Below are 26,200 nucleotides of genomic sequence, written 5' to 3' on the forward strand. Positions count from 1 at the left end.
ATTTTCCCTGGTTCTCTCAGCAGGAGCAAGGAAGGATATTATGTCAGAAAGTAATACACCACGGTTAATGGCAGCAGCCAAAGAGTTCAATATCGGTAAAGACACTCTTATTGATTTTTTGGCGGCAAAGGGATTTAACAAAGATGATCTGAAACCAACAGCAAAGCTTACAGATGCGATGTATCGTTCTCTGCAGGCAGAATTTTCATCTGACAAATTAGCCAAAGCAAAAAGTGATCAGATTGAGATCCCGAAAGGCGGCATGGCCGATCTGAAGAAGAAGAAAGAAGAAGAGGATATCTCTATCAAAAAAGAAATCAAAAAGGTTGTTGCAAAAGAAGAGCCGAAGGTTGAAGAGGTGAAGGTGGTTGAGCCGGTAGCAGAAGTTGTTGAATCGGTTCCTGTTGTTGAAGTAGTTGTTCCGGAAGAACCAAAAATTGTTGCAGAACCGGAGATCACAAAAATTGAAGCTCCTGAAGTTGAAGGGCCTAAGGTTATCAATAAAATTGATCTCGATAAAATAGATTCTTCTACACGTCCGAAGAAAGTAGAAAAAAAGAAAGTACAGAAGCAGGAAGATAAGCCTGCCACTAAGAAGGAAAAACCTGTTGAGAAAAAAATTGAACCATCGGTTGAAGAAATTCCGGAAGAGGAAGAAGAACCGGTTATTGAAAACATCAAAGCCGATATTTTAGAAGGGCCGAAGATTCTTGGTAAAATTGATTTACCTGTTAATCCTGAAACAAGACCCAAACCTGTTTCTGATAAAGAAAAAAGGAAACGTAAACGTATCCCGATTGATAAGAAAAGCGGTTCACAACCCGGCGGTGGTCATCAGCAGGGTGGCGGACAGCAGCAGGGTGGCTTCCAAAATAGGAATAATCAACAAGGTGCAGCTCCTCAACGTACCGGTGAAAGAAAAACAATTGTCAGCAGAACTGACCGCAGCAAAGGTGGTGCAGCTCCCCGCAGAGAAGATAAAGTTATTGATGCAAAAGAAATTCAGGAAAAACTCCGTGAAACGCAGGCCAAGCTTGCTGGCGGCGGCGGTCGTGGTAAGAGCTTAAAGGCAAAATACCGTAAACAGAAGCGTGACGAAATGGCCGATCATATGAATGACGGCACTGAAGATAATAAGCTGCAGGTAACTGAATTTGTAAGTGCAGCAGAGTTAGCCAGTTTAATGGATGTTTCAGCAACTGATGTTGTCGCAAAATGTTTCGGACTTGGTTTAATGGTATCCATCAATCAGCGTCTGGATGCTGAAGTAATTGAACTGGTTGCCAGTGAATTTGGCTTTGAAGTTGAGTTCATTGATATGGAGAAGCAGGCAGAAATGGAGGAAGATGATGAGGTGGATGATGGAGATGATCTGAAGCCAAGAGCTCCGATTGTTACCATTATGGGACACGTAGATCATGGTAAAACTTCATTGCTTGATTATATCCGTAATGCAAATGTTGTATCTGGCGAAGCCGGAGGTATTACTCAGCACATTGGTGCATACGAAGTAACCAATGCAGAAGGTAAAAAGATCACCTTCCTCGATACTCCTGGTCACGAAGCGTTTACAGCGATGCGTGCACGTGGTGCGAAAGTGACGGATATTGCCATCATAGTTGTAGCTGCTGATGATGCAGTAATGCCGCAAACAAAGGAAGCCATCAGTCATGCGCAGGCAGCAAATGTGCCAATGATTTTTGCGGTTAATAAAATGGATAAAGACGGAGCTAATCCGCAGAAGATATATGAGCAGTTATCACAAATGAATATCCTTGTTGAAGAGTGGGGTGGTAAATTCCAAAGCCAGGAATTATCGGCCAAGAAGGGATTGAACATTGATAAGTTGCTGGAGAAAATATTACTGGAAGCTGAGTTGCTTGATCTGAAGGCAAATCCTGAAAGAGAAGGTACTGGTTCTATTATTGAAGCATCACTGGATAAGGGCCGTGGATACGTAGCAACCATCCTGGTACAAAACGGAACACTTGAACAGGGTGATCTGATTGTATCGGGTCAGCATTACGGACGTATCAAAGCCATGTTCAATGAAAGAAATCAGCGTATTGAAAAAGCCGGTCCCTCAACACCTGTTCAGATACTTGGTTTAAATGGCGCACCGCAGGCGGGTGAGAAATTTAAAGTGTATGAAGATGAAGCCGAAGCAAAAGAAGTGGCTGGACGTCGTGCACAGATTCTCCGTGAGCAGGGTATCAGAACCAAGAAACATATTACACTCGATGAAATCGGTCGTCGTTTGGCACTCGGTAACTTTAAGGAACTGAACCTGATCATTAAAGGTGATGTGGATGGTTCCGTAGAAGCCTTAACGGATTCATTACAGAAACTTTCTACTGAAGAAATTGCGGTGAATGTGGTTCATAAAGCGGTAGGGCAAATTTCAGAAGCGGATGTTACACTTGCAAGTGCATCAGATGCGATCCTGATTGGTTTCAACGTTCGTCCATCCATGCAGGCTTCAAGATTAGCAGATCAGGAAGGAGTGGAAATTAAAAACTACTCTATTATCTATAATGCAATTGAAGAGGTGAAAAGTGCGATGGAAGGTTTACTTGAACCGAAGATCACAGAAAAAGAAGTTGCAACTGTTGAAATCCGTGAAGTGTACAAGTTTGATAAAGCAACCGTTGCCGGTTGTTATGTACTGGAAGGAAAGATCAAACGTGATGCGAAGGTTCGGTTGTTCCGTGATGGTATCCTGGTTTATCCAAGACAGGAAGGTGGTTTTGCAGAACTTGGAAGTTTAAAACGCTTCAAAGACGATGCAAAAGAAGTTGCTTCCAACATGGAGTGCGGTTTAACCATTAAGAACTTTGCAGATGTGAACGTAGGCGATACAGTTGTTGCCTTTGAAGAAGAAGAAGTGAAACGTACATTATAAAACATTGCTCAAACAAGGGAATGTTAAAACAGAGATGGCCGTGCTTGAAAGACGGCCATCTCTATTACTTTTGATGCTTATCATTAATACAGAATGAAAAAATTAGTTACCGTAATTGTTTTGTTTGCTGCACTGGCAGTACAGGCACAAACAAAAAAGATCACAGCAGACAAGATCATTGGAGTTGTAGGTGATCGTATTGTATTGAAATCTGATATTGACAATCAGCTCAACGATGCAAAAAGCAAGGAATATGATCTGCCTCCTGATGCACATTGTTATTTAATGCAGCAGCTCATCATCAATAAAATGCTGGCCATCCAGGCAGAAAAAGATTCATTGCCGGTTAGTGATGAAGAGGTGGAAGCAGATGTTGACAACCGTATCCGTTATTTTATTCAGCAGTATGGTTCAAGAGAAGTAATTGAACAGATCACCGGTAAAACCATTTACCAGTTCCGTGAGGAAATGCGTGAGCCAATTAAAGAAGGAAAGCTGGCGGGTGCAATGCGCAATAAAATTGTAGAGAATGTAAAGATCACTCCCAATGAAGTAAAGGCATATTTTGACAAGATACCCAAAGACAGCTTACGTTTTTATGAAATGGAACTGGAGATTGGCGAGATTGTTATTTATCCAAAGGCCGGAAGAGAAATGGAAGAATATGCACAGGATGAATTGAAAGAGTATAAGAAGATGGTTGAAAGCGGATCAAAGAAATTTGAATTCCTGGCAGCCCAGTACAGTGAAGATCCAGGCGTTAAAGAAAATGGAGGATTATATGTATTGAACAGAAATGATAAACAGTGGGATCCTACTTTTTTCAATACAGCGATGAGTTTAAAGGAAGGACAGATTTCAAGAGTAATTAAATCAAAGTTTGGGTATCATATTATTCAGTGTCTTTCAAGGAATGGAGAAGAAGTAACAGTCCGCCACATTTTGAAAATTCCACGAATCAATCAGGAAGACATTAGTTTGGCTATTAGCAAGCTCGATACTGTACGTTCAAAGATTATTGCCGGTACAATTAAATTTGGTGAAGCAGTGAATAAATATTCTGATGAACCCAATTCAAAATTCACTGGTGGACGTAAAACCGCTCAGGATGGGTCATCTGTAATTACCATTGATCAATTGGATAAAGATATTATTCCCTTACTGGAAAAATTAAAACCAGGTGAGTATTCTCAGCCAGTGGCATTTACTGACGAAAGCGGTAAGAAAGGTGTACGCATGGTTCACCTCATCAGCCGCACAGCACCGCACAGGGAAAATCTGAAAGATGATTACAGTAAACTTTCAGACCGTGCTTTAGAATTGAAAAAAGAAAGGGAACTGGAGAAATGGTTTATAAAGAATTCTCAGACTTTCTATGTAGATATTGATGATGAGTATAAAAGCTGCGAAGCCATTAAAGCCATCCTCGGAGAAACAGTAAAAAGTAAAGAGAATGTGAAAATATTGGTCCCGCCAGCGGCGGGACTTTCTTTTGTTTGGAATATTGCATGTATGTACATACATTTGTATTGTGAAACTGGAACAAGCAATACAAAGTGTGAATTTTAAAAACGAAACCCATAAGGCGGGGCTGAATATTTTATATACAGCCTGGTGGCTCAAGACATTGATGAGCAAAGAGCTGAAGAGCTTTGGATTAACCCATGAACAATACAATGTGCTCAGGATCCTGAAAGGAAAGTCGCCGGAAGAAATGTGTGTGAAGGATATTGCCTGCCGCATGATTGAGAAAAGCTCAAATGTACCAAGGATTATAGACAGGCTGGTCATAAAAAAGCTGGTAAGACGTTCTAATGATGCAAACGATAAAAGGCATACGGTGATGTCGCTTACGGAAGCAGGTTTAAATATTCTTGATCTGAGCACAAAAAAGATCAACCAGGTTTTTGAGAAAACAATTTTGATGAATGAAGGATCAGCAGCAGAGTTGAACAACCTGCTTGAATTGATCAGAGAAAACGAAAGTTGATATTTTTTTAAACAAATAGGTGTACATACACGTAATTAAAACACAGTCATGAAAACAGTATTACATAAAGCAGAAACAAGAGGGCATGCCAATCATGGTTGGCTCAACAGTTACCACAGCTTCAGTTTTGGGGGTTATTATGAACCCAGCAGAATTCACTTTGGAGCCTTAAGGGTTTTGAATGATGATACCGTTGCAGCAGGTATGGGCTTTGGTACTCATCCGCATGATAATATGGAAATCATTTCCATTCCCTTAAGCGGTGATCTGAAGCATAAAGACAGTATGGGAAATGAAACCGTTATTAAGCAGGGCGATATACAGGTGATGAGTGCAGGAACCGGCATTGCCCACAGCGAAATGAATGCCAACAAAGACAAAGAGGTGAAGTTCCTGCAGATCTGGGTATTTCCGAACAAAAAAATGTACAACCCCGATACGGACAGATTACACTTGATGTAAGCAAAATGAACAACAATTTACTGCAGGTTGTAAGTCCAAATGAAAATGATGAAGGTGTATGGATTCACCAGGATGCATGGTTCAGCCTGGGAAACCTCGACAAAGATTTTTCAACTGAATACAAATTGAAAAACAGCAGCAACGGTGTTTATGCATTTGTTCTGGAAGGATCAGTTACGATCAATGGGGAAGTATTGAACAGAAGAGATGGATTGGAAATTACAGAAACAGAGGCGTTGCAAATTACTTCAACTGCAGATGCTAAACTTCTGCTGATGGAAGTTCCGATGGTTCTTTAAAAATAGTTTAAACATTAATTTTAATAAAAGCAAAATCTAAACACAATGGCAACGTACAAAATTGATGCGGCACACAGTGACATTATTTTCAAAGTAAAACACCTGATGATTACGAATGTAACAGGACAGTTTAAAGCGTTTGATGCAACACTTACATCTAATAAGGATGACTTCAGTGATGCAGTTGTAACTTTTACTGCAGATATCAACAGTGTTGATACACGCAACGAACAGAGAGATGGTCACCTGAAGAGCGATGATTTCTTTAATGCAGAGAAATATCCCGAGCTTAAATTTGTATCAACTTCATTTACTAAGAATGGCGAAGGCTACAAACTCAAAGGCGATCTTACGATTCGTGATGTAACAAAAACAATTGAGCTGAAGGCAGATTACAATGGTGCGATGGTTGATCCATGGGGACAGGCAAAAGTGGGTTTTGAAGCAGAAGGAACCATTAAAAGAAAAGAATTTGGCTTAGGCTGGGATGCAGTAACCGAAGCAGGTGGTATTGTAGTAAGTGATGATGTAAAGCTGCAATTGAATATCCAGTTCATCAAGCAATAAAAAAATAATTATGAAACAAATCAAGTCAATCAGGAAAGCGGCTCCCTCTCATATGGTAGGAGATGGCTTTAAAGTAAAAACATTTATTTCGTCGCAAATGTGGCAGGATCTGAGCCCTTTTCTGATGCTTGATTATATTGAGCCTGTCAACTATTTGCCAACTGATCATCCACGTGGTGTGGATGTGCATCCGCATAAAGGATTTGAAACGGTGAGCATTTTATGGGAAGGTGCATTAGCACATGAAGACAGCAGCGGTGGTAAAGGCAATCTGTATGCAGGCGATGTACAATGGATGACGGCAGGTGCAGGTATTTTACACAAAGAATTTCATGAAAAAGAGTTCAGCAAGAAAGGTGGTGTATTGCATGGCGCACAGTTATGGGTAAATCTCCCTGCTAAAAACAAGTCCACTCCTCCTGCTTACCAGGATATCCGTTCGGCAAATATTCCTGAAGTGTTAATAAAAAATAATAAAGGAAAAATTAGAATTATAGCAGGTGAACTGGATGGAGTAAAAAGCCCGGCTAATACATTTACACGGATTAATATTTTTGATGCGCATGTTAATGCCGATGCATCTTTTAATCTGAAAGTAACAGAGGGTGACAATACAGCCATGCTGGTGCTGAAAGGAACTGTGATGATCAAAGATGATAAAACAGCAAGAGAAGGCGAAATGCTGGTGTTTGAAAACGAAGGAGACAATATTCATATTCAAACAAATAATGAAGTACATCTGTTATTACTCAGTGGTGAGCCCATTACAGAACCCGTTGCAGCATATGGACCCTTTGTAATGAATACGCAACAGGAAATTATGGAAGCAATCAATGATTTCAATGCAGGGAAATTTGGACACTTGAATTAATTATTATGATTTCATCATCTATCGGCCAGGAGCAATACAGAGTAACCCATAGTAATGGAAGACATGAGTTTTTTGCTGATGAACCAGCAGAGAAAGGAGGAAAAGATACAGCACCAACCCCTGATGAATTACTGGAAGCGGCTTTAGCCAGTTGCACATTGGTAACATTAAGAATGTACACTGATCATAAAAAGTGGGATATAGGGATAATTAATATTTCCGTTTCTTTACAGCGGGAAGCAGGAAAATCAATCATTACAAGAGTGTTGGAATTCGAAAAACAAATTACTGAAGAACAAAAGCAACGGTTGATACAGGTAGCAAAAGCATGTCCTGTTTCAAAAACAATATCAGGTGATGCTGAACTGATTGTTGAAATAAACCAGTAATGAGCGCAAAAAAATTAAAATGAATATTGAAATTATATCAGGCAGTCCGAGAGAAAACAGCGTTACACACAGGGTGGCATTATTTCTGAGAAAAATTTTAACAGAGAAAACAAAACATCGTGTAGATATTATTGATGTAAAAGATTGGGATTTGCCATTCTTACAAAATGTATTTGTATCCGTTGATGCAACACCTGATCAGTTTAAACCATTGAGCAAACGGATGTTTGAAGCAAATGCTTTTATCCTGGTTACCCCTGAGTTTAACGGAAGTTATACTTCAGCAATGAAAAATGTGCTGGATCATTATCCCAAGCAAAGTCGTAAAGCATTTGGAATTGTAACGGCCAGTCCCGGCATGATGGGTGGAATGAGGGCAACACAACAAATGCAGCTGCTGATCAATGCGTTATTCGGCATTGCCAGTCCTCACATGCTGGTGGTAGGTGGTGTGGATAAGAAATTTGATGCTGGGGGCAACCTGGTTGACGAAACTTATCAGAAAACAATTGATCTATTTGTACGGGAGTTTTTATGGCTTGCCGAGAGCCTGCATCCCGAAACAGTGTCCAATTAATGCAGTTCATCTGGCAGAGGAATCTTACCTTTGCGCCTTCTTACACGAATCATGAGCGATGAAATAAAACACGAATGCGGCTTAGCCTTTATTCGTTTACGTAAGCCTTTCTCTCATTACCAGAAACAATATGGCTCCGTGCTGTATGGCCTTAATAAGCTGTACCTGCTCATGGAAAAACAGCACAACCGTGGACAGGATGGTGCCGGTATTGCAGCCGTAAAATTAAATGTGGAACCTGGTTATCCTTTTCTGCACCGTTTACGCAGCAGTGCCAATCAGCCCATTGCAGACTTGTTCTTTAAAGTTGGACAGGAAGTTGCGGAGCTTGAAAAATATCAACCCGATATCAAGCAACATCCCGGGCTCATGAAAGGTCATTTGCCTTTTTTGGGTGAATTAATGCTGGGTCATTTACGTTACGGAACACAGGGCAAAAACAACGTTGAATTTTGCCATCCCTTTATCAAACGAAATACAAATTCTTCAAGAAACCTGGCCCTTGCCGGGAACTTCAACCTTGTAAATACAGATGAACTTTTTGGACTGGTGAATATTGATCCGGGCGAATTTCAAAAGCAGAGCGATTTGGCTGCCATGATGGAAGTGGTTCATCATTTCCTTGTAAAAGAAGACGAACTCAATCCTAACAGCCCCTCCTTATGTAAAGTATTAAAAAAAGCAGCGCCATTGTTTGATGGTGGTTTTACAGTTGGCGGCATGACGGGTAATTGAGCAGGATTCGTAATTCGTGATGCCCATGGTATTCGCCCAGCATATTATTATATGGATGATGAAGTGATTGTTGCTGCCAGCGAAAGAGCTGCTATCAGAACAACCTTCAATGTAGGCGAAAATGAAGTACTTGAACTGATGCCTGGACAAGCCTTGATTGTAGAAGCAGATGGTCATTGTCATATAGAACAGATACTGGAACCTAAAGAAAGAAGAGCCTGCTCATTTGAACGGATCTATTTCAGCCGTGGCAGTGATGAAAAAATTTACAGGGAACGTATTACACTCGGTCATAAACTGAGCAAACGAATTCTTGAACATATTAATTACGATTTAAAAAACACCATCTTCTCTTATATTCCTAATACCGCTGAGGTTGCCTTTTATGGTTTGGTGAAAGGGATGGAAGAATATCTCAATCAGATCAAAGTGCAGCGTATTATGAGCTGGGGCAATGATTTCAACGAGGAGAAACTGAGTGAAATGGTGAACCGTAAAATTCGTCAGGAAAAAATTGCAATTAAGGATGTGAAGCTGCGGACCTTTATTACAGAAGACAGCAGCAGGAATGAAATGGTGCAGCACGTGTACGATATTACCTATGGCACTGTTCGGAAAGGGGAAGATACATTGGTGGTAATTGATGACAGCATTGTACGTGGTACCACTCTCAAGGAAAGTATTGTACGTATGCTTGGCCGGTTGAATCCAAAAAAGATCATTGTTGTTTCCAGCGCTCCGCAAATAAGATACCCTGATTGTTATGGAATTGATATGAGCAAGCTGGGCGATTTTGTTGCTTTCCGTGCAGTAATTGAACTGCTGAAAGAGCGGAATATGGAAGGTATTATTGAAGAAGCGCATACAACCATTAAAGAACTTCAGCGTAATAATCAGCTGCATACCGAAAATGTAGTGCGCCGTTTGTACAAGCCATTTACAACAGAGGAAATCAGCGATAAGATTGCCCAGTTGATTACCCCATCTGGTTTTTCAACACCGGTACAGGTTATTTATCAGAACATTGAAGATCTGCATGCAAGTTGCCCGACAAACACCGGCGACTGGTATTTTACGGGCAATTATCCGACACCGGGGGTAATAGGGTTTGTAACAAAGCCCTCCTCAATTATCTGGATGGAAAAAATGTAAGAGGATATTAAAATAAAGTGTAATACGCAACTGTTTGGCCGAATATTTGCTACGTATTAATACCCGTCTTTAAAATCAATTTTTTAAACACCTCGAAAATGCTTTAAAAAAGCCACTGCGTAAGCAGGTGGCTTTTTTTTATTGGCCGAAAGCTTTATTTTACAGCAATCATGAAGACATTATTTCTTGTAAGACATGCAAAGAGCAGTTGGGAAGAGCCGGGGCGAAAAGATTTTGACCGTCCTTTAAACGAAAGGGGGTTAAAAGATGCACCCATGATGGCGAAGCGTCTGCTTGCCAGAAAGGTAAAAGTGGATGCTTTCATCAGCAGCACAGCCAAACGGGCAAGAAAAACATGTGAGTTGTTTATGAAAGAATTTGGTGCAGATCCGGATAAAATGATTCTTCAACCCAAGCTATACCTGGCTGAGCCTGATGCTTTTATTGATGTAATTCGGGAAATTGATGGGGCCATTGATCATACAATTATCTTTTCTCATAACAATGGCATTACCGACTTTGCGAATCAACTTACAGCTGCAAGAATTGATGATATGCCCACCTGTTCGGTATTTGCAATAAAGATTAAAGCAAAAAGCTCGGCCGATTTTGAAAAGGCTGAAAAGGAACTCTGGTTTTTTGATTATCCCAAACTTTCAGATACTAAATAGAATGAAGATTAGAATTTTGTGAACTGAAGCTCCTGCGACGGGTTCAGTTTATCATCTTTAAAAATAACCCTGCCATAAGTTTTAAGGCTGATATCCCATTCCTTGCTGATGTAAATGAGTTCAATTTCAGAAGAGTTGATAGAAAGTATAAATTTTTGACGGGTGCTGTCTTCCTTCCATGATCCACTGTAATTATTAACCCCGTCGGTAACGGTTACAACCTTATCAGGCTGAAAGGTAAACTGCCAGCCTGTAAAAGCGGCTGTGTTGTTAACTCCATAATCTTTCATCAGATTTACATACCATTTTCCCTGAACGATGATACTTGTAAGAGAAGGTACTTCTGCAGGTTTACGGCAGGAAAAAGCAGCTATTGCAACGATCAGCAAAAGAGGTAGTATTTTTTTCATAGCAGAAGGTTGTTGGTTAGACTAAGATAAAACGTTTAATTCATTGCTTTATTGAGTAATAACCTGAAAAAGAAAAGGCAGCCTGCAACAGGCTGCCTTTTCTTTTATGAACTGAATTTTATTTAATTCCGTATTTCTGTTTGTAACGTTCGTTCAGTTGTTTGTGCTTGTCTTCCAGGCTCACCTGCCGGCCTTGTATAAACGCAAGTGTAATGATGCTTGTTTTCATGTCAAGGATGTCTCCTTCACTGATTACAATATTTGCATCCTTACCGTTTTCAATGGAACCTGTTTTTCCATCAATACCCAGAATTTTTGCGGCATTGAGAGTAATGGCTGACAAAGCCTGTTCTTTTGTAATGCCATAAGTAACCGCAGTGCCTGCATTGAAAGGAAGGTTGCGGCCACGTGTTTGTCCATCTTCATCATTGATGGCATAAAGTACACCTGCATTTTGTAAATAGGTTGCTGCTTTGTATGGCTGATCCACATCATCATCTGCCATGGTTGGCAAACTATGCTGCTGACCAAGAATGACTGCAATATTGTTTTGTTTCAGCAAATCTGCAATCTGCCAGCTTTCACTTGCACCAACAATCACTACATCAAAACCAAACTCTTTCGCAAAATCAATGGCTACCAGCATTTCTTTTACGATGTCGCAATGAACAAAGAGTTTTTGTTTCTTTTCCAGCAAAGCTTTTACTGCTTCAAATTTCAGATTGATTTTACTGTGAACAGTTTCTTTGTGATATGCTGCTGCTTCACGGAAAAAACTTTTAATTCCTTCAATCTGGTTCAATCCTTCTTTGATTACATCAGCAGCAGTACGTGTTTCCAGAACACCACGAAAAGCTGCGAATGGATTGGGTCGAAAAAATAATGATGGCATGTTCATGTGCATTTGTCCATCAGCTTTGTAAATCGCATCTTCCCAGTTCCATGCATCAAGTTGAACAACAGTAGAGGAGCCACTGATGGTTCCACCCTGCGGTACAACATTGGCAAATAAAATACCATTGCTTTTTAATGTGTTGATCACTCTTGAATCTGTATTGTAAGCAACAATCGAACGGATGGATGGGTTTAATACACCGATCTCTGTATGATCAATAGTTGCCCGTACACTGTTCACTTCCACCAAACCTAATTGTGAGTTGGATAAGATAAGTCCGGGATAAACATGTTTCCCTTTAACGTCAACCAATTTGCCGGGAGCAGAAGGAGCAGTTTCTCCAACCGCAATGATCTTACCATTTTCAAATGTTACAAATCCGTTTGCAATCACCGTTCCGTTACCAACATGAACAGTAGCATTCGCCAGTGTTATTTTTTCTGTTTTCGGTTTTGCCGGGTACACATCATCCTGTGCAAAGACAGCGGCCGACAAAAACAGAATATGTATGATTAATAATATCTTCTTCATTGTCTTAAATTTTATTGGTTACCATTTTGATCATTTTCCTGTGCATCAATTACCAGCAGGCCATGACTGTGATAATGATCTGTACAGGTTTGCATTAATTCCATGCTTGGTGCAAATGGAACAGTTGGCATACCTGCTCTTTTTTCACCGATCATTTTTGCCATTAATCTTGCACGTTCTTTAGCAATATCAATTCTCAATTGCTTGTCTTTTTCCCTGTCGAAGTAAATGATACCATCAACAATTGTTTTTTCTGCTTTAGCATAAATGCTTAATGGATGATCGCTCCATAAAACCACATCTGCATCTTTGCCAATACGGATGCTTCCTACCTTATCATCCACATGTAACATTTTTGCAGGGTTAAGAGTAACCATCTTCAGCGCATCTTCTTCACTCATGCCGCCATACTTAATGCTCTTGGCCGCTTCAAAGTTTAAGTGACGGGCCATTTCAGCATCATCTGAATTGATAGCTACATTCAAACCAACTTTCTGCATAATAGAAGCATTGTAAGGAATGGCATCGAGCACTTCCATTTTATAATTCCACCAGTCGCTGAAGGTTGATGCATTTGCACCATGCTGTTTCATTTTATCTGCAACCTTGTAGCCTTCCAGAATATGTGTAAACGTATTCAATGTAAACCCTGAACCTGTCTGCCACACGAATCATATCTGCGATTTCACTCTGTACATAAGAGTGACAGGTGATGAAACGTTTTTTATTCATGATCTCCACCAGTGCGTCCAGTTCAAGATCACGGCGTGGTGCTACTGCTTTTGGGTTTTTCTTCTTTTCCTCATCATATTTTTTATACGAAGCTTCATATTCTTTTGCACGGGTAAAGGCATCAATCAATACCTGGCTTACACCCATTCTTGAATCGGGAAAGCGGTTGTTTTGTGTTGCACTGGTGCGTTTTACATTTTCACCCAATGCAAATTTGATAAAGCCTGTCCATCCCTGGAACTTCAACTCTTCAGCATTTGCACCCCAGCGTAATTTGATGAGCTGTGTTTGCCCGCCAATGGTATTTGCAGAACCGTGCAGAATATGTGAAGAAGTAACACCACCGCTTAACTGGCGGTAAATATTAATATCATCAGGATTCAGGTTGTCAGCAATGCGTACTTCAGATGTTACACTTTGTCCGCCTTCGTTAATGGAAGCAGCTGCAATATGTGAGTGTTCATCAATGATGCCGGCAGTTAAATGCTTGCCTGTGCCGTCAATTATTTTTGCGGTTACATCACTTAAGTTTTTTCCAATTGCTGCAATCTTCCCGTTCTTCAGTAATACATCTGTGTTTTGTAAGATGCCTTCTTTTTCATTGGTCCAAACAGTTGCATTTTTAATGAGGATTGTTTCCTGTTTGGGAGATTCCTCAAATCCGTAGCTTCCAAAAGGATATGAAAGCTTTCCTGTTTTTGGAGCCATCTTTGATTTGCTGGTGTCAGCTTTTGTTTCTGCTTCTTTGCTGAAAGTTGCAGTCCAGGTAAAACGGTTTCCGTTCACATCATCACCCACACCGCTCCATATTTTATCATTGGCAATACCGCTGAGGCGAATATTGTTGCGGCTTCCTTTTGCTTCAGGAAAATTTAATTTCACCTGCTTGCCATCAAATGTAAAACGGCCGGTAACCGTATCTTTTGCAATTACATTGGCAACTGAACTGCTCTTTACATCTAATGTATAATTCTTTGCTCCACCGGGTGTGTTCACAATTAAATTGTAAACGCCTTTTACTTCGTTCCACAATTCATCTTTCACAGCATACTTTTCGCCCTGTACCCAGTTTTGATAGATGATTGTTTTTTCGGAAAAGATGGGGCCCGATGTAATTAAGAAGTTAGCCACTTTGCCGGTTTCCAAACTTCCAACCATATCATACACGCCTAAAACAGTTGCGGGATTTTTGGTTAAAGCGTCAAACGCTTTGCCTTCGCTTAAGCCATATTCAATTGCTTTGCGGAGGTTGGCCATGAACTGTTTTACATCACGAAGATCAGAACTGGTTAAACAAAAGCTGATTCCTGCTTTTTCAAACATACCTGCATTTGAAGGAGCCATTTCCCAGTGCTTCATATCTGCAAGGGAAACAAACCTCGCATCATGCGGATCTTCAATATCCATTGCGGCAGGATAATTCAACGGCAGAATAAACCATGCTTTGGTTCCAGCCATTTCATTGATGCGCTGGTATTCGTTACCTCCTGCTTTAATGATATACTGAACGCCGAATTCATCACCTATTTTATCAGATCGGAGTACATTCCATTTATCATTGGCTTCAAATACCTGGGGAAGGTTTTGCTCTTCGTTCCAGAACTTCAGTGTAAGATTCACTCCTTCAGCCAATGGGTTTGATTTATACCATTGTGCGTCTAAAAATGTTTGACGGAGTAATGAAATGGTACCCATTAAAGAACCGGGATAAGACTGAGTGGAGGTTCCTTTGCTGAATGAATAATGAGCAGATGCTTTTTCTTTCAGCACCACTTTGTTTTCTTTTTCATTGGCAAGTGTTACAAAAACGCCGGTTCCCCTTGCAACACCATCACGCTGGTGAGTAAGCACTGAACCAAAACCACTTTCACGCAGGGCTTTTCCTTTTGTATCATCTGCAGCAAAAAGTTGTGCTGCATTTACATCAGTGCGGATAGCCTGGTTCCAGCCAAAGGCTCCCTTTTGATTGGATGTAAGCTGGGCGGGTGCATTAAAGTTGAAGCCACCCTGTGTACGCTGAATAACAGGCATGCCATAATCAGCATAAATGTCAATGAAAGAAGGGTAGATGTACTTGCCTTTGCAATCTACCACTACAGCATCTGCAGGAACCGAAATGCCGGTGCCAACTGCAGTAATTTTTCCATCTTTAATTAACAGTGTTGCATTACTGATGGTGGTGCTACCATCTTTTACAATTGTTGCATTGGTGAATGCATATGTGCCGCTGCGATTATCGGCCACACCATTTACAGGAAAGGTTTCCTGTGCCCTGGATAAAGCTGTACAAAGCAATAACCAGGAGAATAAGACTAATCTTCTCATGTTGCGGTTGGTTTTTTTTGAAAATATGGGCTTAAGGTAAGTGAAAATCCAGAGCAGGAAAAGAAGATTGGATGAGCGGAAATGGGCAATTGTTACTGGCTTAATGAAGCAACAGTATTCACCCCGGGCTTCAATATTTTCGTTCTGTTTATAAGTCAACTGATTTCCTTCAGGGTGTTTTTAGGGGAAAGAAGAAAAAGCATTACAGGAAATAAGAGTAAATATCAGTGACAAAACTGTAGTTTATGCTACAAACTGCTTAGGTGCTTTAATCTAATTTTGTACTGCCTGTTTTATTTATGATAAGTGAAACCCTGATACCCGAGCCCTTTATCCATACTGATAGTCTGTACTTTGTATTGATTAATGCAGAAGGGTATTATTCAGTTGCCAACCCTTACTTTTTAAAGAAGTTTGGCCTGTCGGAAGCTGCTGTTACATCTGTTCATTCCTTTGAAACAATTTTTCCCGAAGATCGCCCTGCCTGTTCAAAAGCAGTTGAATTCTGCATCAGTCACCCGGGAAGATCAATTAAAGTTGATTTAAAGAAACCTGATGTGAATGGAGGGGTTGTATTTACCCGTTGGGAATTTACCAGTCTTCAAAACAATAAGAGCGATTATATACAGTGTATTGGATATGATATTTCACAGGAAACCATTGAAGCTGTAAGGAAAGAAATTACCGCCCGGGATGAAATGCATGAAGAGCTCTTATCGAACAGCATTGATGTTTTTTTGCTCACAAATGAAAAAAGGCAGATTACTTATTGTTCTCCCAATGTTACAAAAATGTTTGGGTATGAGGTTTCTGAACTCATTGGCAAGAATGGGTTTTCTTTTGTTCATCCTGATGACCTTCCCATTGCATTAAAAGCATTTGAAGAAGAAATAGTCAATCCGGGTGTTAATCATTCAGAAGATATCCGTTTCAGACATAAAGATGGCAGCTGGAAATGGGCTGAAGCAAAAGGAAGAAACCTTTTCAATAACCCCAGGGTTCAATCAATGATGCTCAGCCTGAATGATATTTCAATGCGAAAGCGATCGGAAGAAGCATTGGCTGAAAGCGAACTCCGGTACAAATCTTTTTTTAATCAGCTGCCGGTTCCGCTTTTTATTGTGAGCGATGATCATGAACAGATTCTTGATGTAAATGACAGTGCGGTTGAGAAATACGGCTATTCGAAAAAAGAATTTTCGGAGTTTTCATTTTCCCGGTTGTTTAAAGATCAGTTAACCGATGCAGAAGCGGGGGAAGTATACTCAAAAGGGAAGGTTGTTGCTCATAAAACAAAAGCCGGCAAAAATATCCTCGTTACAATTGAAAAAAGAAAAGTAGAATTTTCTGAAACCAATGGTAATGTTCTGCTGGTAAATGATATTACTGAATCCAACAATATTCAGCAGGAAAATGAATTGAGCTATGAAGTTTCTGAAATACTCATTCAGCCAAGGTCGTTGAGAGAAAATCTTGAAACCGCATTAAAAAGTATCCGTTTATTTACCAGCTGGGATCTGGCAGAATTATGGGTTCCGGGCCAGGAAGGCTTATCCATTAAAAAAATTGCGTTTGATGCAGATGAAGGAATCTATCATCAGCAAATCCGTCATTTTTTGCAGTTAACATCTTCTTTTGAATATCCCGTTAAAGATTACGATCCTTCTATTGCTACATCCTATAAACCTTACTGGATTGAAAACTTATCTGAGAATAAATTTGAATTTAAGCGAAAGAAAATTGCTGAAAGTACAGGGTTTCAATCCTGTCTTATTGTTCCTGTCTTCAATGATAAGCAATTGATTTGTGTTTTTTCTTTTTTCAGTTTTGCGCTTAAGCATTACAGTAAAAGTGAAACCAATCTTCTCAGTATTCTGGGAAAATTGTTTGGGGCAGAAATTGAAAAGCGCAAGAACAGCCTGATGCTTGATACATTTTTCCAGATCAGTAATGATATACTCACCATTGCAGGACTTGACGGAAGATACAAGAGAGTGAACCCTGCTTTTGAAAAATTTATTGGCTACACAAACGAAGAAGCCAAAAAAATTCATCCGCTCAGTTATGTGCATGATTTTGACAAGGAAGCTGTGCTGGAAAAATTAAAAGAGCTGAGCAACGGAACACCGGTTCCTTATTTTGAAAACAGGGTTATTACAAAAGAGCGTGCAACAAAATGGGTTGCATGGACGGCAACACCGATCATCACCGAAGGAATTGTCATTGCATCGCACAGAGATATTACAGCTCAGAAAGAAGCAGCTGAAGAATTAAGAATCTTTAATGAACGCTATGAACTTGTAACCAAGGCTACAAATGAAGCAATCTGGGATCTTGACCTGGTTACAAACCGGATGGCCTGGAGCGAAGGGTATAAAATTCTTTTTGGGCATGGTTTTGATGACAATGAAAATGACCTGGATTTCTGGGAAGCTAATATTCATCCTGATGAGAAGGAAACTGTTATCGAGGGCTTTAATCGGTTTTTAAAACAGCGCAACACCCCTTATTGGGAATGTGAATACCGTTTCAGGAAAAGCGATGGTACCTACGCCCATGTACTCGATAAAGGGTATTTGATTTTCAATAAAGATAACACACCTTTAAGAATGGTTGGTGCAATGCAGGATATCACCGAAAGAAAGAAGCTTGAACAGGAGCTGCTGGTAAGAGAACGTAACAAACAAAACCAGATAGCACAGGCGGTTGTATTTGCGCAGGAAACAGAAAGGGCTGAAATAGGAAAAGAACTGCATGATAATGTGGGGCAGCTTTTAACTACCACCAAACTTTACCTGGAAATGCTCAAGCATAAACTGGATGATCCGCTGGAACTGATTGAACGTGGTACCAGGCATATCAATATGGTCATTCATACCATCAGGAATCTTTCACACTCACTGGTGCCCGCCAGTATTAATGATCTTGGTTTAATTGCATCGGTTAATGATCTCATTGAAAATGTTCAGGTACTGGAAAAGATTGATATTAACTATGTTTCTCCGCCCGACCTGGAAGTTAAAATCGGAAAAAGTTTAAAGCTCACACTTTACAGAATTATTCAGGAGCAGCTGAATAACATCATTAAGCATGCATATGCCACCAGGGTAACCATAGAACTTTTTGAAGAAGACGGTTTTATTAAACTCATTATTACAGATGATGGCAAAGGGTTTGAAGTTGAAACGGTGAAAATGGGGCTGGGGTTAAAAAATATTACAAGCAGGGCTGAACTGCAGAATGGTACAGTAAATATTGTCAGTAATCCCGATGAGGGATGTAAAATCATAATACAAATTCCTATTAATTATTAAAACTTCAATTATGGAAAAGATTACAGTGTTAATTGCCGATGATCACAAACTGATTCGTGAAACATGGAGCTTTATTCTGAACAGTGATCCACGCTTTACAGTTGTAGCAGAGTGCAGTAATGGACAGGAAGCAGTTGAAAAAGCGCAGAAAATGAGACCAAAAATTGCTTTGCTCGACATCAATATGGAGCCTATGAACGGGATTGAAGCAACCGAACAAATCCGTAAGTTTTCGCCGGCAACAAAGATCATAGCAGTATCCATGCACTCTCAGCCGGCATATGTAAAAAAATTACTGAAGCTTGGAGCCATGGGTTATGTAACCAAGAATTCACCGCAGCATGAAATGTTTGAAGCGATTGTTGCTGTGAACGAAGGCAAGCGGTTTATCTGCAGCGAAGTGAAAACTATTTTATCAGAGCAAATGTTTGATGAAGAAAATGCAACCGGTGCCAACACTCTGTCGAACCGTGAACTCGATGTGATTAAACATATCAAGCAGGGGCTTTCTTCAAAAGAAATTTCTACTGCATTAAATATTTCATTGAAAACGGTGGAAGTACACAGGCACAATATTCTGAAGAAACTGAACCTGAAGAACAGCGCTTCTTTAGTGAACTATATTAATGAAGCAGGGCTGGCTATCTGATGATGGTTAAAAACAATGTTTTGTATTGAATGCTTTTACTAATTTCACCGGTATAAATTTTTTACCGATGGCAGTTCGTGTATTTATTACCGGCGGAACCTTTGACAAAGAGTACAATGAAATTACAGGGCAACTGTATTTTAATGATACGCACATGCACGACCTGCTCGAAATGGGTCGTTGCCGTGTGCCGGTTGAAATACGCACATTGATGATGGTTGACAGTCTGGAAATGACGGCTGAAGACCGTGACCTCATTGTTCATCAGTGTATACAGTGTGATGAAGATAAGATCGTTATTACACACGGAACCGATACAATGTCTGAAACAGCAAAAGTGCTGGCACAGAAAATAAACAATAAAACAGTGGTGCTCACCGGTGCCATGATCCCCATTAAATTTGGCAGCAGCGATGGTTTATTTAACCTGGGCAGTGCATTGGCATTTGCTCAATCATTACCTGCCGGTGTTTATGTAGCCATGAACGGAAGATACTTTACCTGGGATAACGTACGTAAGAACAAACAAACAGGAATGTTTGAAGAAGTGAGATAAATCTCCATCTCTGAGTGAAACCATTTTTTACTTTAAACAGCTTGTACGTTCATGAACCGCATCGACCGCCTGCTGGGTATCATTACCACACTGCAATCAAAAAAGTATATCACCGCTGAAAAAATTGCTGACAAATTTCAAATAAGTGTACGTACTGTGTACAGGGATATTAAAGCAATTGCTGAACAGGGAATACCTGTAAGTTTTGAACAGAATAAAGGATATTTTTTAGTGCAGGGATATTTTCTGCCTCCCGTATCTTTTTCGCCGGAAGAAGCCAATGCAATGTTGCTGATGCAATCAGTGGTCATGCGCTTTGCAGATAAATCAACACTGAAATATTATTCTGCTGCACTGGATAAAGTAAAATCAGTGATGCGTTATTGCGAAAAAGAAAAAATTGATTTCCTGCAGCAGCAAATAAAATTTCAATCCTGTTATCCTGTACTGGAAGGCGCAGATTATCTTTCTTCCCTGCAAACGGCCATTTCTTCACAATCTGTAATTGAGTTTACCTATAAAAACAAGGCAGAAATTACAAACAAACGCAAAGCAGAGCCGCTTGGATTAATTTTTTATGCGTACAACTGGCACCTGATTGCCTGGTGCTACACAAGAAAGGAATACAGAGATTTCAGGGTATCATCTATTCTTGATCTGAAAAATACTGCTGAGCCTTTTAAAATAAAGGAGCATATCGCTCTTAACGACTACATGAAGAAACTTCCAGTGAGTTATTAAAAATATTTTTAACACACTGCCATAGGGTTGTCAGCGGCCGGTTTTTTATTTGCATTACAATAAAAAATAATCAACCATGACAATCATTGAAACGCTCTTAAAAGAAATGGAAAGGGAAGCTGTTACAACCCGTAAAATGTTATCAATTATTCCTGATGACAAATACAACTGGAAGCCACACGAAAAAAGTATGACTGTTCAAAGCCTTGCCACACATATTGCTGAGTTGCCTGCCTGGGTAACAATGACCCTGGCAACAACTGAACTGGATTTTGCAGCCAACCAAAAAGCAACAGAAGAAGAATTACTGCCATTGTGGACACTGAGAAACGGAGAAACTGTGTACAGTGTTGAACCGAAAGCTGACGTAATACGAATGGCTTATTGCCAGATTGTGCATCACCGTGCACAGCTTGGTGTTTATTTACGGTTGCTGAATATTCCTATTCCCGGCAGTTATGGGCCAAGTGCAGACGATATGAATTTTTAATTGTAACTTAAAAAATGAAGCAATCAGTATGAAATATCCATAAAAATTATTGACTAATTTATACAAACAACGATGATAATTTTTATGGATATACTATGTGACCAAAGAACCAATAAATATAAACACATGAAACAGGAATTAATTATAACCAATCAGATTCTTATCAATGCGCACGCCCTTAAAGTATGGGATGCATTAATCAATCCCGAAAAAACAAAGCAATATATGTTTGGATGCGAAACAGTTTCTGACTGGAAGATTGGCAGCGAACTTTTGTGGCGTGGTGAATATGAGGGAAGGAAAATGGACTTTGTAAAAGGGCATATTGTAAACATGGAACCGGGAAAATTTTTAGCATACACGGTTATTGATCCTAACAATCCATCTATTCCCGATGTGCCTGAAAATTATCTTACAGTAACATATACATTAAAGGAAGAGAATGGTACAACTCATTTCACTGTAACCCAGGGCGATTATTCAACAGTTGCTGAAGGCGAAAAGCGATACCGGGATTCCTATAACAATGGCGAAGGCTGGAATCCGGTTCTCGTTGAAATTAAGAAGTTAGTGGAAGATAACAATTAAGCTAAATGCTTTACACCAAGCTCAGGAATTTTTCCTTCAACTCCGGCAAAAAAAGAAAGGATCTTTTTGAAATCTTCTGCTTCATCTGCAGGATAAATTAAATCACCAAGGATCACTTCTTTTTTTCCGAAGTCAAAACCAACTAACAGTATGGGAACATTTGCCTGCCTGGCAATATGATAAAAGCCGGTTTTGAGTTTCTCAACTTTTTTTCTTGTTCCTTCAGGGCTCATGCCCAAACGGAATATATCATGCTGAGCAAATTTATCAGCTACCTGCGCCACCATGCCCTGTGAAGAAGAACGGTCAACAGGAGTACCACCCATTGCTTTAAAGAACCACCCAAAAGTTCCTTCAAATAATTCTTTCTTTCCTAAAAAGTAAGCGTGGTCAATAGGAATCAGTCTGCGTGCACCAAATCCAATTACAACATCCCAGGCACTTGTATGCGGGCCAACAGCCAAAACCATTTTTGGAATGTGGTTCGGGAATATTCCTTTTACTTTCCAGCCAGTCAATTTCATCCAGTTGGACAAGAGAAATCCTATCATGCGTTAGTATTAGGCGAAAAGATAAGTTGATTTTTTTTGCGCACCAATAATTTCTGTAATGCAGTGCCAGCGGGGCTTTTAAAGAAATGCTACTTGTAATTAGTCTGAAAACTGATATTGCTCATTCTCCATATTTTTTACATGCAGTAATCTTGCACTAATAACACTTGTATATCAATTATTAGCGCCTTATGTTTGAGGCATAAACTAACATTTATTTATATGATAGCAACAATTAAAACAGATTTGAAAGAGTGGGTGGAAAAAATGGAAAAACATTTTCAACCCGATTCAGTACACTGGTGTGATGGTTCACAGGGAGAGTATGACCTGCTTTGTCAACAGTTAGTAGATAAGGGAACCTTTATTAAATTAAATCAAGAAAAACGTCCGGGCAGTTTTGCATGTTTCAGCGATCCAAGTGATGTTGCCCGTGTAGAAGACCGTACTTATATATGCAGTGCACGTAAGCAGGATGCAGGCCCAACCAACAACTGGATGGAGCCATCAAAAATGAAAGATGTACTGGATGATTTAACCAAAGGAAGTATGAAAGGAAGAACCATGTATGTGATTCCATTTTGTATGGGTCCTGTTGGTTCAAAACTTTCACGTTATGGTGTACAGTTAACCGATAGTGAATATGTAGTGGTGAATATGCGCATTATGACACGTATGGGTGAGCAGGTAATGGATCATCTAAATGGTGATTGGGTTAAATGTATTCACACACTTGGTGCTCCTTTAGAAAAAGGACAACAGGATGTAAAATGGCCTTGTAATCCAACTGTAAAATATATTTCTCATTTTCCTGAAGAACGTCTGGTGATTTCTTACGGCAGTGGATATGGCGGTAATGCATTGCTAGGTAAAAATGTTTTGCATTACGTATTGCATCAGTAATGGGCCGTGATGAAGGATGGCTGGCAGAACATATGTTATTGCTGGGTGTTGAAAATCCTGAAAAAGAAAAAACATATGTGGCAGCTGCATTCCCAAGTGCATGTGGTAAAACAAACTTCGCCATGATGATTCCTCCCGATGAAATGGAAGGATGGAAAATTACAACAGTAGGTGATGATATTGCATGGATTCATAAAGGAGAAGATGGAGGTTTGTATGCCATCAATCCTGAAGCAGGATACTTTGGTGTTGCACCGGGTACAAATGCAAAAACAAATCCTAATGCAATTGAATCAATTAAATCAAATACTATTTTTACCAACGTGGCCGTTACAAAAGATGGCGATGTATGGTGGGAAGGTTTAACGAAAGAAGTTCCCGATGGAATGATTGACTGGCATGGTGAACCTTATGATAAAGCAAGTGGTAAACCTGCTGCACATCCTAACTCCCGTTTTACTGCACCTGCATTTCAAAATCCTGCAATCGATTCTGAATGGGATAATGCAGAAGGTGTTCATATTACGGCCTTTATTTTTGGTGGAAGAAGAGGAAGTGCTGTTCCGTTAGTGTATCAGTCATTCAACTGGAACTTTGGTGTATACCTCGCAGCAACAATGGGCAGCGAAATGACTGCTGCTGCATTTGGTGAATTAGGAAAAGTAAGAAGAGATCCGTTTGCTATGTTGCCATTTATGGGTTATCATATTGGTGATTATGTAAACCATTGGTTGCAGTTTGGCCGTGACCTGCCCAATGCACCAAGAATATTTGGCGTAAACTGGTTCCGCAAAGATGAAAAAGGCGAATTCATGTGGCCTGGCTTTGGTGAAAACATGCGTGTGCTGAAATGGATTGTTGAACGTTGTAAAGGAAATGCAAGTTCTGTTGAGTGCCCTATTGGCTGGAGACCACGTTACAGTGATATGGACTGGACAGGCCTTGGAACTGATAAGTTTACGAAAGAAGAATTCAATGATCTGATGATGGTTGATAAAGAATTGTGGAAGCAGGAATTATTAGGGCATGAAGAATTGTTTGAAAAATTATATGATCGGATTCCAAAAGAGTTTTTGTATATGCGTGAACTGTTGCTGAGTGCATTATGGCGCTCACCTGAAATTCATCAGCTTGCATCAGAATCATAAGTTAACATTGCTTTCTCATGTTGATTGATAGTTAAATAAAAGGCCGCTGATTTTTATCAGCGGCCTTGCTTTTTGAGCAGGGTGATGATACTCTGTCTTATTTATGTTCACACCTGTAAAACAATCTCACTCAAGAGTGACGTTCATTCAATTGAAATCATACAGCTTTGCCGGCTGGAGTTAAATTATTACTGCCTGGTTTAAAGAAAAGTAAATCATACATAATTTTAAACCAGATCAGGATGCAGGGCACAGCCTTCAAAACATAAGGAATAACAAAATTTTCCCGGATGCTTTTCGGAAATAAATCTGTTGGCGACAGGATGGTGAAAATGAATGCTGTTGCAAAAAGGATCGTATTCAGCAGGGTTCTTTTTTGTGAAAAAAACCAAATGGCAATTCCTGTAACTGCAATAATAAAGGTGGCAGATTCTGCTTTATGATTAAAGATCACAATCCAAAGCAGAATGGAGGAAAGAAAAAATAATTTAAACTGCACATCATTATAATATTTCCATTTCAAAAAGGGTAAGCAAAATACAAGAGCACCAATAAGTACAGTTGCATTTTTTGCATCAATATGAAACCAGGTGTAAAGCCATCCGGCAACAGAAAACCCGACGGATGCACTGTGATCGTTTTGAAGTAAATGCAGCCAGCTTTGATACAGAAAAGATAATTGCGATACTGAAATAACCAATAAAGGAAAAGCTGCGAGTAATACTGTCCACCCAATTGTATAAACAGCCGCTCTTAGTTTGTTTGGATAAAACATAAAAAAAGAGCAAATGCAACCAGACCGAAAATTTTAATGAACACAGTCAGCACAATAAACAGCGATGCCAGTACAATTTTTTCCTTTCAAGAGAGGTAAAAGCAAAGATGATCAGCCCTGCTATTAAAGCATTGCTTTGTGAGTTTTGGGTAGAAGTAAGCAGTTCAAGAAAAACAAACCCAAGCATCAGTAAATGGGTTTTGTTTGAAGACAATGGCAATCGCCGCAAAGCAAAATACAGTACAAGAACATTTAACAGGTTCCAGAGAAAAAGTCCAACGGAATCGGGCAGATTAGCCAGTGGAGCCATGAACAAAGAAAATGTTGGACTGTATTTGTAATAATCAAAATGTTCAGCGGGATACAACTCATAGAGGTTTTTATTTTCAATTAAATGAAAAAAAGGACTGCTTAAAAATTACATAGTTGTTGTAATGTGTGTAGGAAGGCTCGCCCGGTATAAATGTTTTCGAATTCAGCAAAAGGCTCTGTGCTGTGATAATAATAACAACGATGCTTATTATTACCGGAACAAAGAACTTGTTTCCAGTCAGTTTATTTTTTTTCATCAGGCAAAAATATCTGTTCAGTTTTGGTTTGTTAAATCAAGTGCAGCAGTTAAACTTTCACAGCAGTACCTGTTGCAATTACCATGAGCATACTTCCGCCGCTGCCTACAGTTTCAAAATCAAGATCAACAGCAACTACTGCGTTGGCCCCCATCTGCTGTGCTTTTTGTTCCAGCTCTTTTAAGGCGCTGCTTCTGGCTTCCTCAATTACACGTTCATACGTGCCGCTGCGTCCGCCAACAATATCACGGATGCCGGCAAAAATGTCTTTAAAAATGTTTGCGCCAATAATTGTTTCGGCTGTTACAATACCAATGTATTGCTGAATAGGTTTGCCTTCTATGGTGGGAGTTGTTGTGAGGAGCATGATGATGTTTTTTATAAAGTTAAGCTGTTAAATGAGGTTTA

20 protein-coding genes and 4 pseudogenes are annotated in these 26,200 nt (G+C 39.8%); 17 read left to right on the top strand and 7 right to left on the bottom strand.

Annotated features, from left to right (window positions below; genetic code table 11):
* The first annotated feature begins 40 nt into the window (after positions 1-40).
* The 10 genes and pseudogenes from infB to IPK31_09350 all read left to right on the top strand — a co-directional run bounded on the left by infB (position 41) and on the right by IPK31_09350 (position 10,615).
* A complete protein-coding gene (gene infB, locus IPK31_09305; GenBank protein ID MBK8088121.1) occupies positions 41-2,902 on the top strand; it encodes a translation initiation factor IF-2 in 2,862 nt (953 codons plus the stop codon).
* 93 nt (positions 2,903-2,995) lie between these two features.
* Positions 2,996-4,471 (top strand): peptidylprolyl isomerase, encoded by a 1,476-nt coding sequence (locus tag IPK31_09310; GenBank protein MBK8088122.1) that lies wholly within the window; start codon positions 2,996-2,998, stop codon positions 4,469-4,471.
* Complete coding sequence (locus tag IPK31_09315) at positions 4,461-4,892, top strand: MarR family transcriptional regulator (GenBank protein ID MBK8088123.1); 432 nt, start codon at positions 4,461-4,463, stop codon at positions 4,890-4,892. Before IPK31_09310 ends, IPK31_09315 begins: the two co-directional genes overlap by 11 nt.
* Before the next feature lie 48 nt (positions 4,893-4,940).
* A pseudogene (locus IPK31_09320) lies at positions 4,941-5,653 on the top strand (pirin family protein).
* A gap of 45 nt (positions 5,654-5,698) precedes the next feature.
* A complete protein-coding gene (locus tag IPK31_09325) occupies positions 5,699-6,220 on the top strand; it encodes a YceI family protein (GenBank protein ID MBK8088124.1) in 522 nt (173 codons plus the stop codon).
* 10 nt (positions 6,221-6,230) lie between these two features.
* Positions 6,231-7,091, top strand: a complete 861-nt coding sequence (locus IPK31_09330) for a pirin family protein (protein MBK8088125.1) — start codon at positions 6,231-6,233, stop codon at positions 7,089-7,091.
* 5 nt (positions 7,092-7,096) lie between these two features.
* The gene (locus IPK31_09335; GenBank protein MBK8088126.1) at positions 7,097-7,480 is read left to right on the top strand and encodes an OsmC family protein; all 384 of its coding nucleotides are present in this window, start codon (positions 7,097-7,099) and stop codon (positions 7,478-7,480) included.
* Between the two features lie 19 nt (positions 7,481-7,499).
* Positions 7,500-8,057 (top strand): NAD(P)H-dependent oxidoreductase, encoded by a 558-nt coding sequence (locus tag IPK31_09340; protein MBK8088127.1) that lies wholly within the window; start codon positions 7,500-7,502, stop codon positions 8,055-8,057.
* 51 nt (positions 8,058-8,108) lie between these two features.
* Positions 8,109-9,955 (top strand): annotated as a pseudogene (locus tag IPK31_09345) (amidophosphoribosyltransferase).
* A gap of 159 nt (positions 9,956-10,114) precedes the next feature.
* Complete coding sequence (locus IPK31_09350; protein ID MBK8088128.1) at positions 10,115-10,615, top strand: histidine phosphatase family protein; 501 nt, start codon at positions 10,115-10,117, stop codon at positions 10,613-10,615.
* An 8-nt stretch (positions 10,616-10,623) separates the two neighbouring features.
* On the opposite strand, the gene IPK31_09355 is transcribed toward IPK31_09350, so the two are convergent.
* The 3 genes and pseudogenes from IPK31_09355 to IPK31_09365 form a co-directional block, all read right to left on the bottom strand.
* Positions 10,624-11,025: a hypothetical protein gene (locus IPK31_09355; GenBank protein ID MBK8088129.1), complete on the bottom strand. Its 402-nt coding sequence runs from the start codon at positions 11,023-11,025 to the stop codon at positions 10,624-10,626.
* A gap of 118 nt (positions 11,026-11,143) precedes the next feature.
* A complete protein-coding gene (locus tag IPK31_09360) occupies positions 11,144-12,451 on the bottom strand; it encodes an amidohydrolase family protein (GenBank protein ID MBK8088130.1) in 1,308 nt (435 codons plus the stop codon).
* A gap of 11 nt (positions 12,452-12,462) precedes the next feature.
* Positions 12,463-15,508: pseudogene (locus tag IPK31_09365) on the bottom strand (amidohydrolase family protein).
* 299 nt (positions 15,509-15,807) lie between these two features.
* Here IPK31_09365 and IPK31_09370 point away from each other — a divergent pair.
* The 6 genes from IPK31_09370 (at position 15,808) to IPK31_09395 (ending at position 21,846) form a co-directional block, all read left to right on the top strand.
* A complete protein-coding gene (locus tag IPK31_09370; protein ID MBK8088131.1) occupies positions 15,808-18,822 on the top strand; it encodes a PAS domain S-box protein in 3,015 nt (1,004 codons plus the stop codon).
* A 10-nt stretch (positions 18,823-18,832) separates the two neighbouring features.
* Positions 18,833-19,471 carry a response regulator transcription factor gene (locus IPK31_09375; protein MBK8088132.1) on the top strand — a complete coding sequence of 213 codons (639 nt, stop codon included), beginning with the start codon at positions 18,833-18,835 and terminating at the stop codon, positions 19,469-19,471.
* Between the two features lie 67 nt (positions 19,472-19,538).
* Positions 19,539-20,027 (top strand): asparaginase, encoded by a 489-nt coding sequence (locus tag IPK31_09380; GenBank protein ID MBK8088133.1) that lies wholly within the window; start codon positions 19,539-19,541, stop codon positions 20,025-20,027.
* A gap of 51 nt (positions 20,028-20,078) precedes the next feature.
* Positions 20,079-20,768, top strand: a complete 690-nt coding sequence (locus IPK31_09385) for a YafY family transcriptional regulator (GenBank protein MBK8088134.1) — start codon at positions 20,079-20,081, stop codon at positions 20,766-20,768.
* Between the two features lie 76 nt (positions 20,769-20,844).
* Positions 20,845-21,258 (top strand): DinB family protein, encoded by a 414-nt coding sequence (locus tag IPK31_09390; protein ID MBK8088135.1) that lies wholly within the window; start codon positions 20,845-20,847, stop codon positions 21,256-21,258.
* A gap of 126 nt (positions 21,259-21,384) precedes the next feature.
* Positions 21,385-21,846 (top strand): SRPBCC domain-containing protein, encoded by a 462-nt coding sequence (locus tag IPK31_09395; protein ID MBK8088136.1) that lies wholly within the window; start codon positions 21,385-21,387, stop codon positions 21,844-21,846.
* On the opposite strand, the gene IPK31_09400 is transcribed toward IPK31_09395, so the two are convergent.
* Positions 21,843-22,397 (bottom strand): 1-acyl-sn-glycerol-3-phosphate acyltransferase, encoded by a 555-nt coding sequence (locus IPK31_09400; GenBank protein ID MBK8088137.1) that lies wholly within the window; start codon positions 22,395-22,397, stop codon positions 21,843-21,845. The genes IPK31_09395 and IPK31_09400 overlap by 4 nt on opposite strands.
* A gap of 222 nt (positions 22,398-22,619) precedes the next feature.
* Here IPK31_09400 and IPK31_09405 point away from each other — a divergent pair.
* Positions 22,620-24,448 (top strand): annotated as a pseudogene (locus IPK31_09405) (phosphoenolpyruvate carboxykinase (GTP)).
* A 157-nt stretch (positions 24,449-24,605) separates the two neighbouring features.
* On the opposite strand, the gene IPK31_09410 reads toward IPK31_09405, so the two are convergent.
* The 3 genes from IPK31_09410 to IPK31_09420 all read right to left on the bottom strand — a co-directional run bounded on the left by IPK31_09410 (position 24,606) and on the right by IPK31_09420 (position 26,159).
* Positions 24,606-25,223: a hypothetical protein gene (locus IPK31_09410; GenBank protein MBK8088138.1), complete on the bottom strand. Its 618-nt coding sequence runs from the start codon at positions 25,221-25,223 to the stop codon at positions 24,606-24,608.
* A 46-nt stretch (positions 25,224-25,269) separates the two neighbouring features.
* Positions 25,270-25,590 (bottom strand): DUF2029 domain-containing protein, encoded by a 321-nt coding sequence (locus IPK31_09415; GenBank protein ID MBK8088139.1) that lies wholly within the window; start codon positions 25,588-25,590, stop codon positions 25,270-25,272.
* 251 nt (positions 25,591-25,841) lie between these two features.
* Positions 25,842-26,159, bottom strand: a complete 318-nt coding sequence (locus IPK31_09420; protein MBK8088140.1) for a heavy metal-binding domain-containing protein — start codon at positions 26,157-26,159, stop codon at positions 25,842-25,844.
* Between the last annotated feature and the right edge of the window lie 41 nt (positions 26,160-26,200).

The sequence above is a fragment of the Chitinophagaceae bacterium genome, assembly GCA_016713085.1.
GTDB lineage: Bacteria > Bacteroidota > Bacteroidia > Chitinophagales > Chitinophagaceae > Lacibacter.

What these genes read in the sequence shown, in the direction of transcription:
- infB (MBK8088121.1), top strand. Translation starts at nt 41, where the DNA reads ATGTCAGAAAGTAATACACCACGGTTAATGGCAGCAGCCAAAGAGTTC.
- IPK31_09310 (MBK8088122.1), top strand. Translation starts at nt 2,996, where the DNA reads ATGAAAAAATTAGTTACCGTAATTGTTTTGTTTGCTGCACTGGCAGTA.
- IPK31_09325 (MBK8088124.1), top strand. Translation starts at nt 5,699, where the DNA reads ATGGCAACGTACAAAATTGATGCGGCACACAGTGACATTATTTTCAAA.
- IPK31_09330 (MBK8088125.1), top strand. Translation starts at nt 6,231, where the DNA reads ATGAAACAAATCAAGTCAATCAGGAAAGCGGCTCCCTCTCATATGGTA.
- IPK31_09335 (MBK8088126.1), top strand. Translation starts at nt 7,097, where the DNA reads ATGATTTCATCATCTATCGGCCAGGAGCAATACAGAGTAACCCATAGT.
- IPK31_09340 (MBK8088127.1), top strand. Translation starts at nt 7,500, where the DNA reads ATGAATATTGAAATTATATCAGGCAGTCCGAGAGAAAACAGCGTTACA.
- IPK31_09350 (MBK8088128.1), top strand. Translation starts at nt 10,115, where the DNA reads ATGAAGACATTATTTCTTGTAAGACATGCAAAGAGCAGTTGGGAAGAG.
- IPK31_09355 (MBK8088129.1), bottom strand. Translation starts at nt 11,025, where the DNA reads ATGAAAAAAATACTACCTCTTTTGCTGATCGTTGCAATAGCTGCTTTT.
- IPK31_09360 (MBK8088130.1), bottom strand. Translation starts at nt 12,451, where the DNA reads ATGAAGAAGATATTATTAATCATACATATTCTGTTTTTGTCGGCCGCT.
- IPK31_09370 (MBK8088131.1), top strand. Translation starts at nt 15,808, where the DNA reads ATGATAAGTGAAACCCTGATACCCGAGCCCTTTATCCATACTGATAGT.
- IPK31_09375 (MBK8088132.1), top strand. Translation starts at nt 18,833, where the DNA reads ATGGAAAAGATTACAGTGTTAATTGCCGATGATCACAAACTGATTCGT.
- IPK31_09380 (MBK8088133.1), top strand. Translation starts at nt 19,539, where the DNA reads ATGGCAGTTCGTGTATTTATTACCGGCGGAACCTTTGACAAAGAGTAC.
- IPK31_09385 (MBK8088134.1), top strand. Translation starts at nt 20,079, where the DNA reads ATGAACCGCATCGACCGCCTGCTGGGTATCATTACCACACTGCAATCA.
- IPK31_09390 (MBK8088135.1), top strand. Translation starts at nt 20,845, where the DNA reads ATGACAATCATTGAAACGCTCTTAAAAGAAATGGAAAGGGAAGCTGTT.
- IPK31_09395 (MBK8088136.1), top strand. Translation starts at nt 21,385, where the DNA reads ATGAAACAGGAATTAATTATAACCAATCAGATTCTTATCAATGCGCAC.
- IPK31_09400 (MBK8088137.1), bottom strand. Translation starts at nt 22,397, where the DNA reads ATGATAGGATTTCTCTTGTCCAACTGGATGAAATTGACTGGCTGGAAA.
- IPK31_09410 (MBK8088138.1), bottom strand. Translation starts at nt 25,223, where the DNA reads ATGTTTTATCCAAACAAACTAAGAGCGGCTGTTTATACAATTGGGTGG.
- IPK31_09420 (MBK8088140.1), bottom strand. Translation starts at nt 26,159, where the DNA reads ATGCTCCTCACAACAACTCCCACCATAGAAGGCAAACCTATTCAGCAA.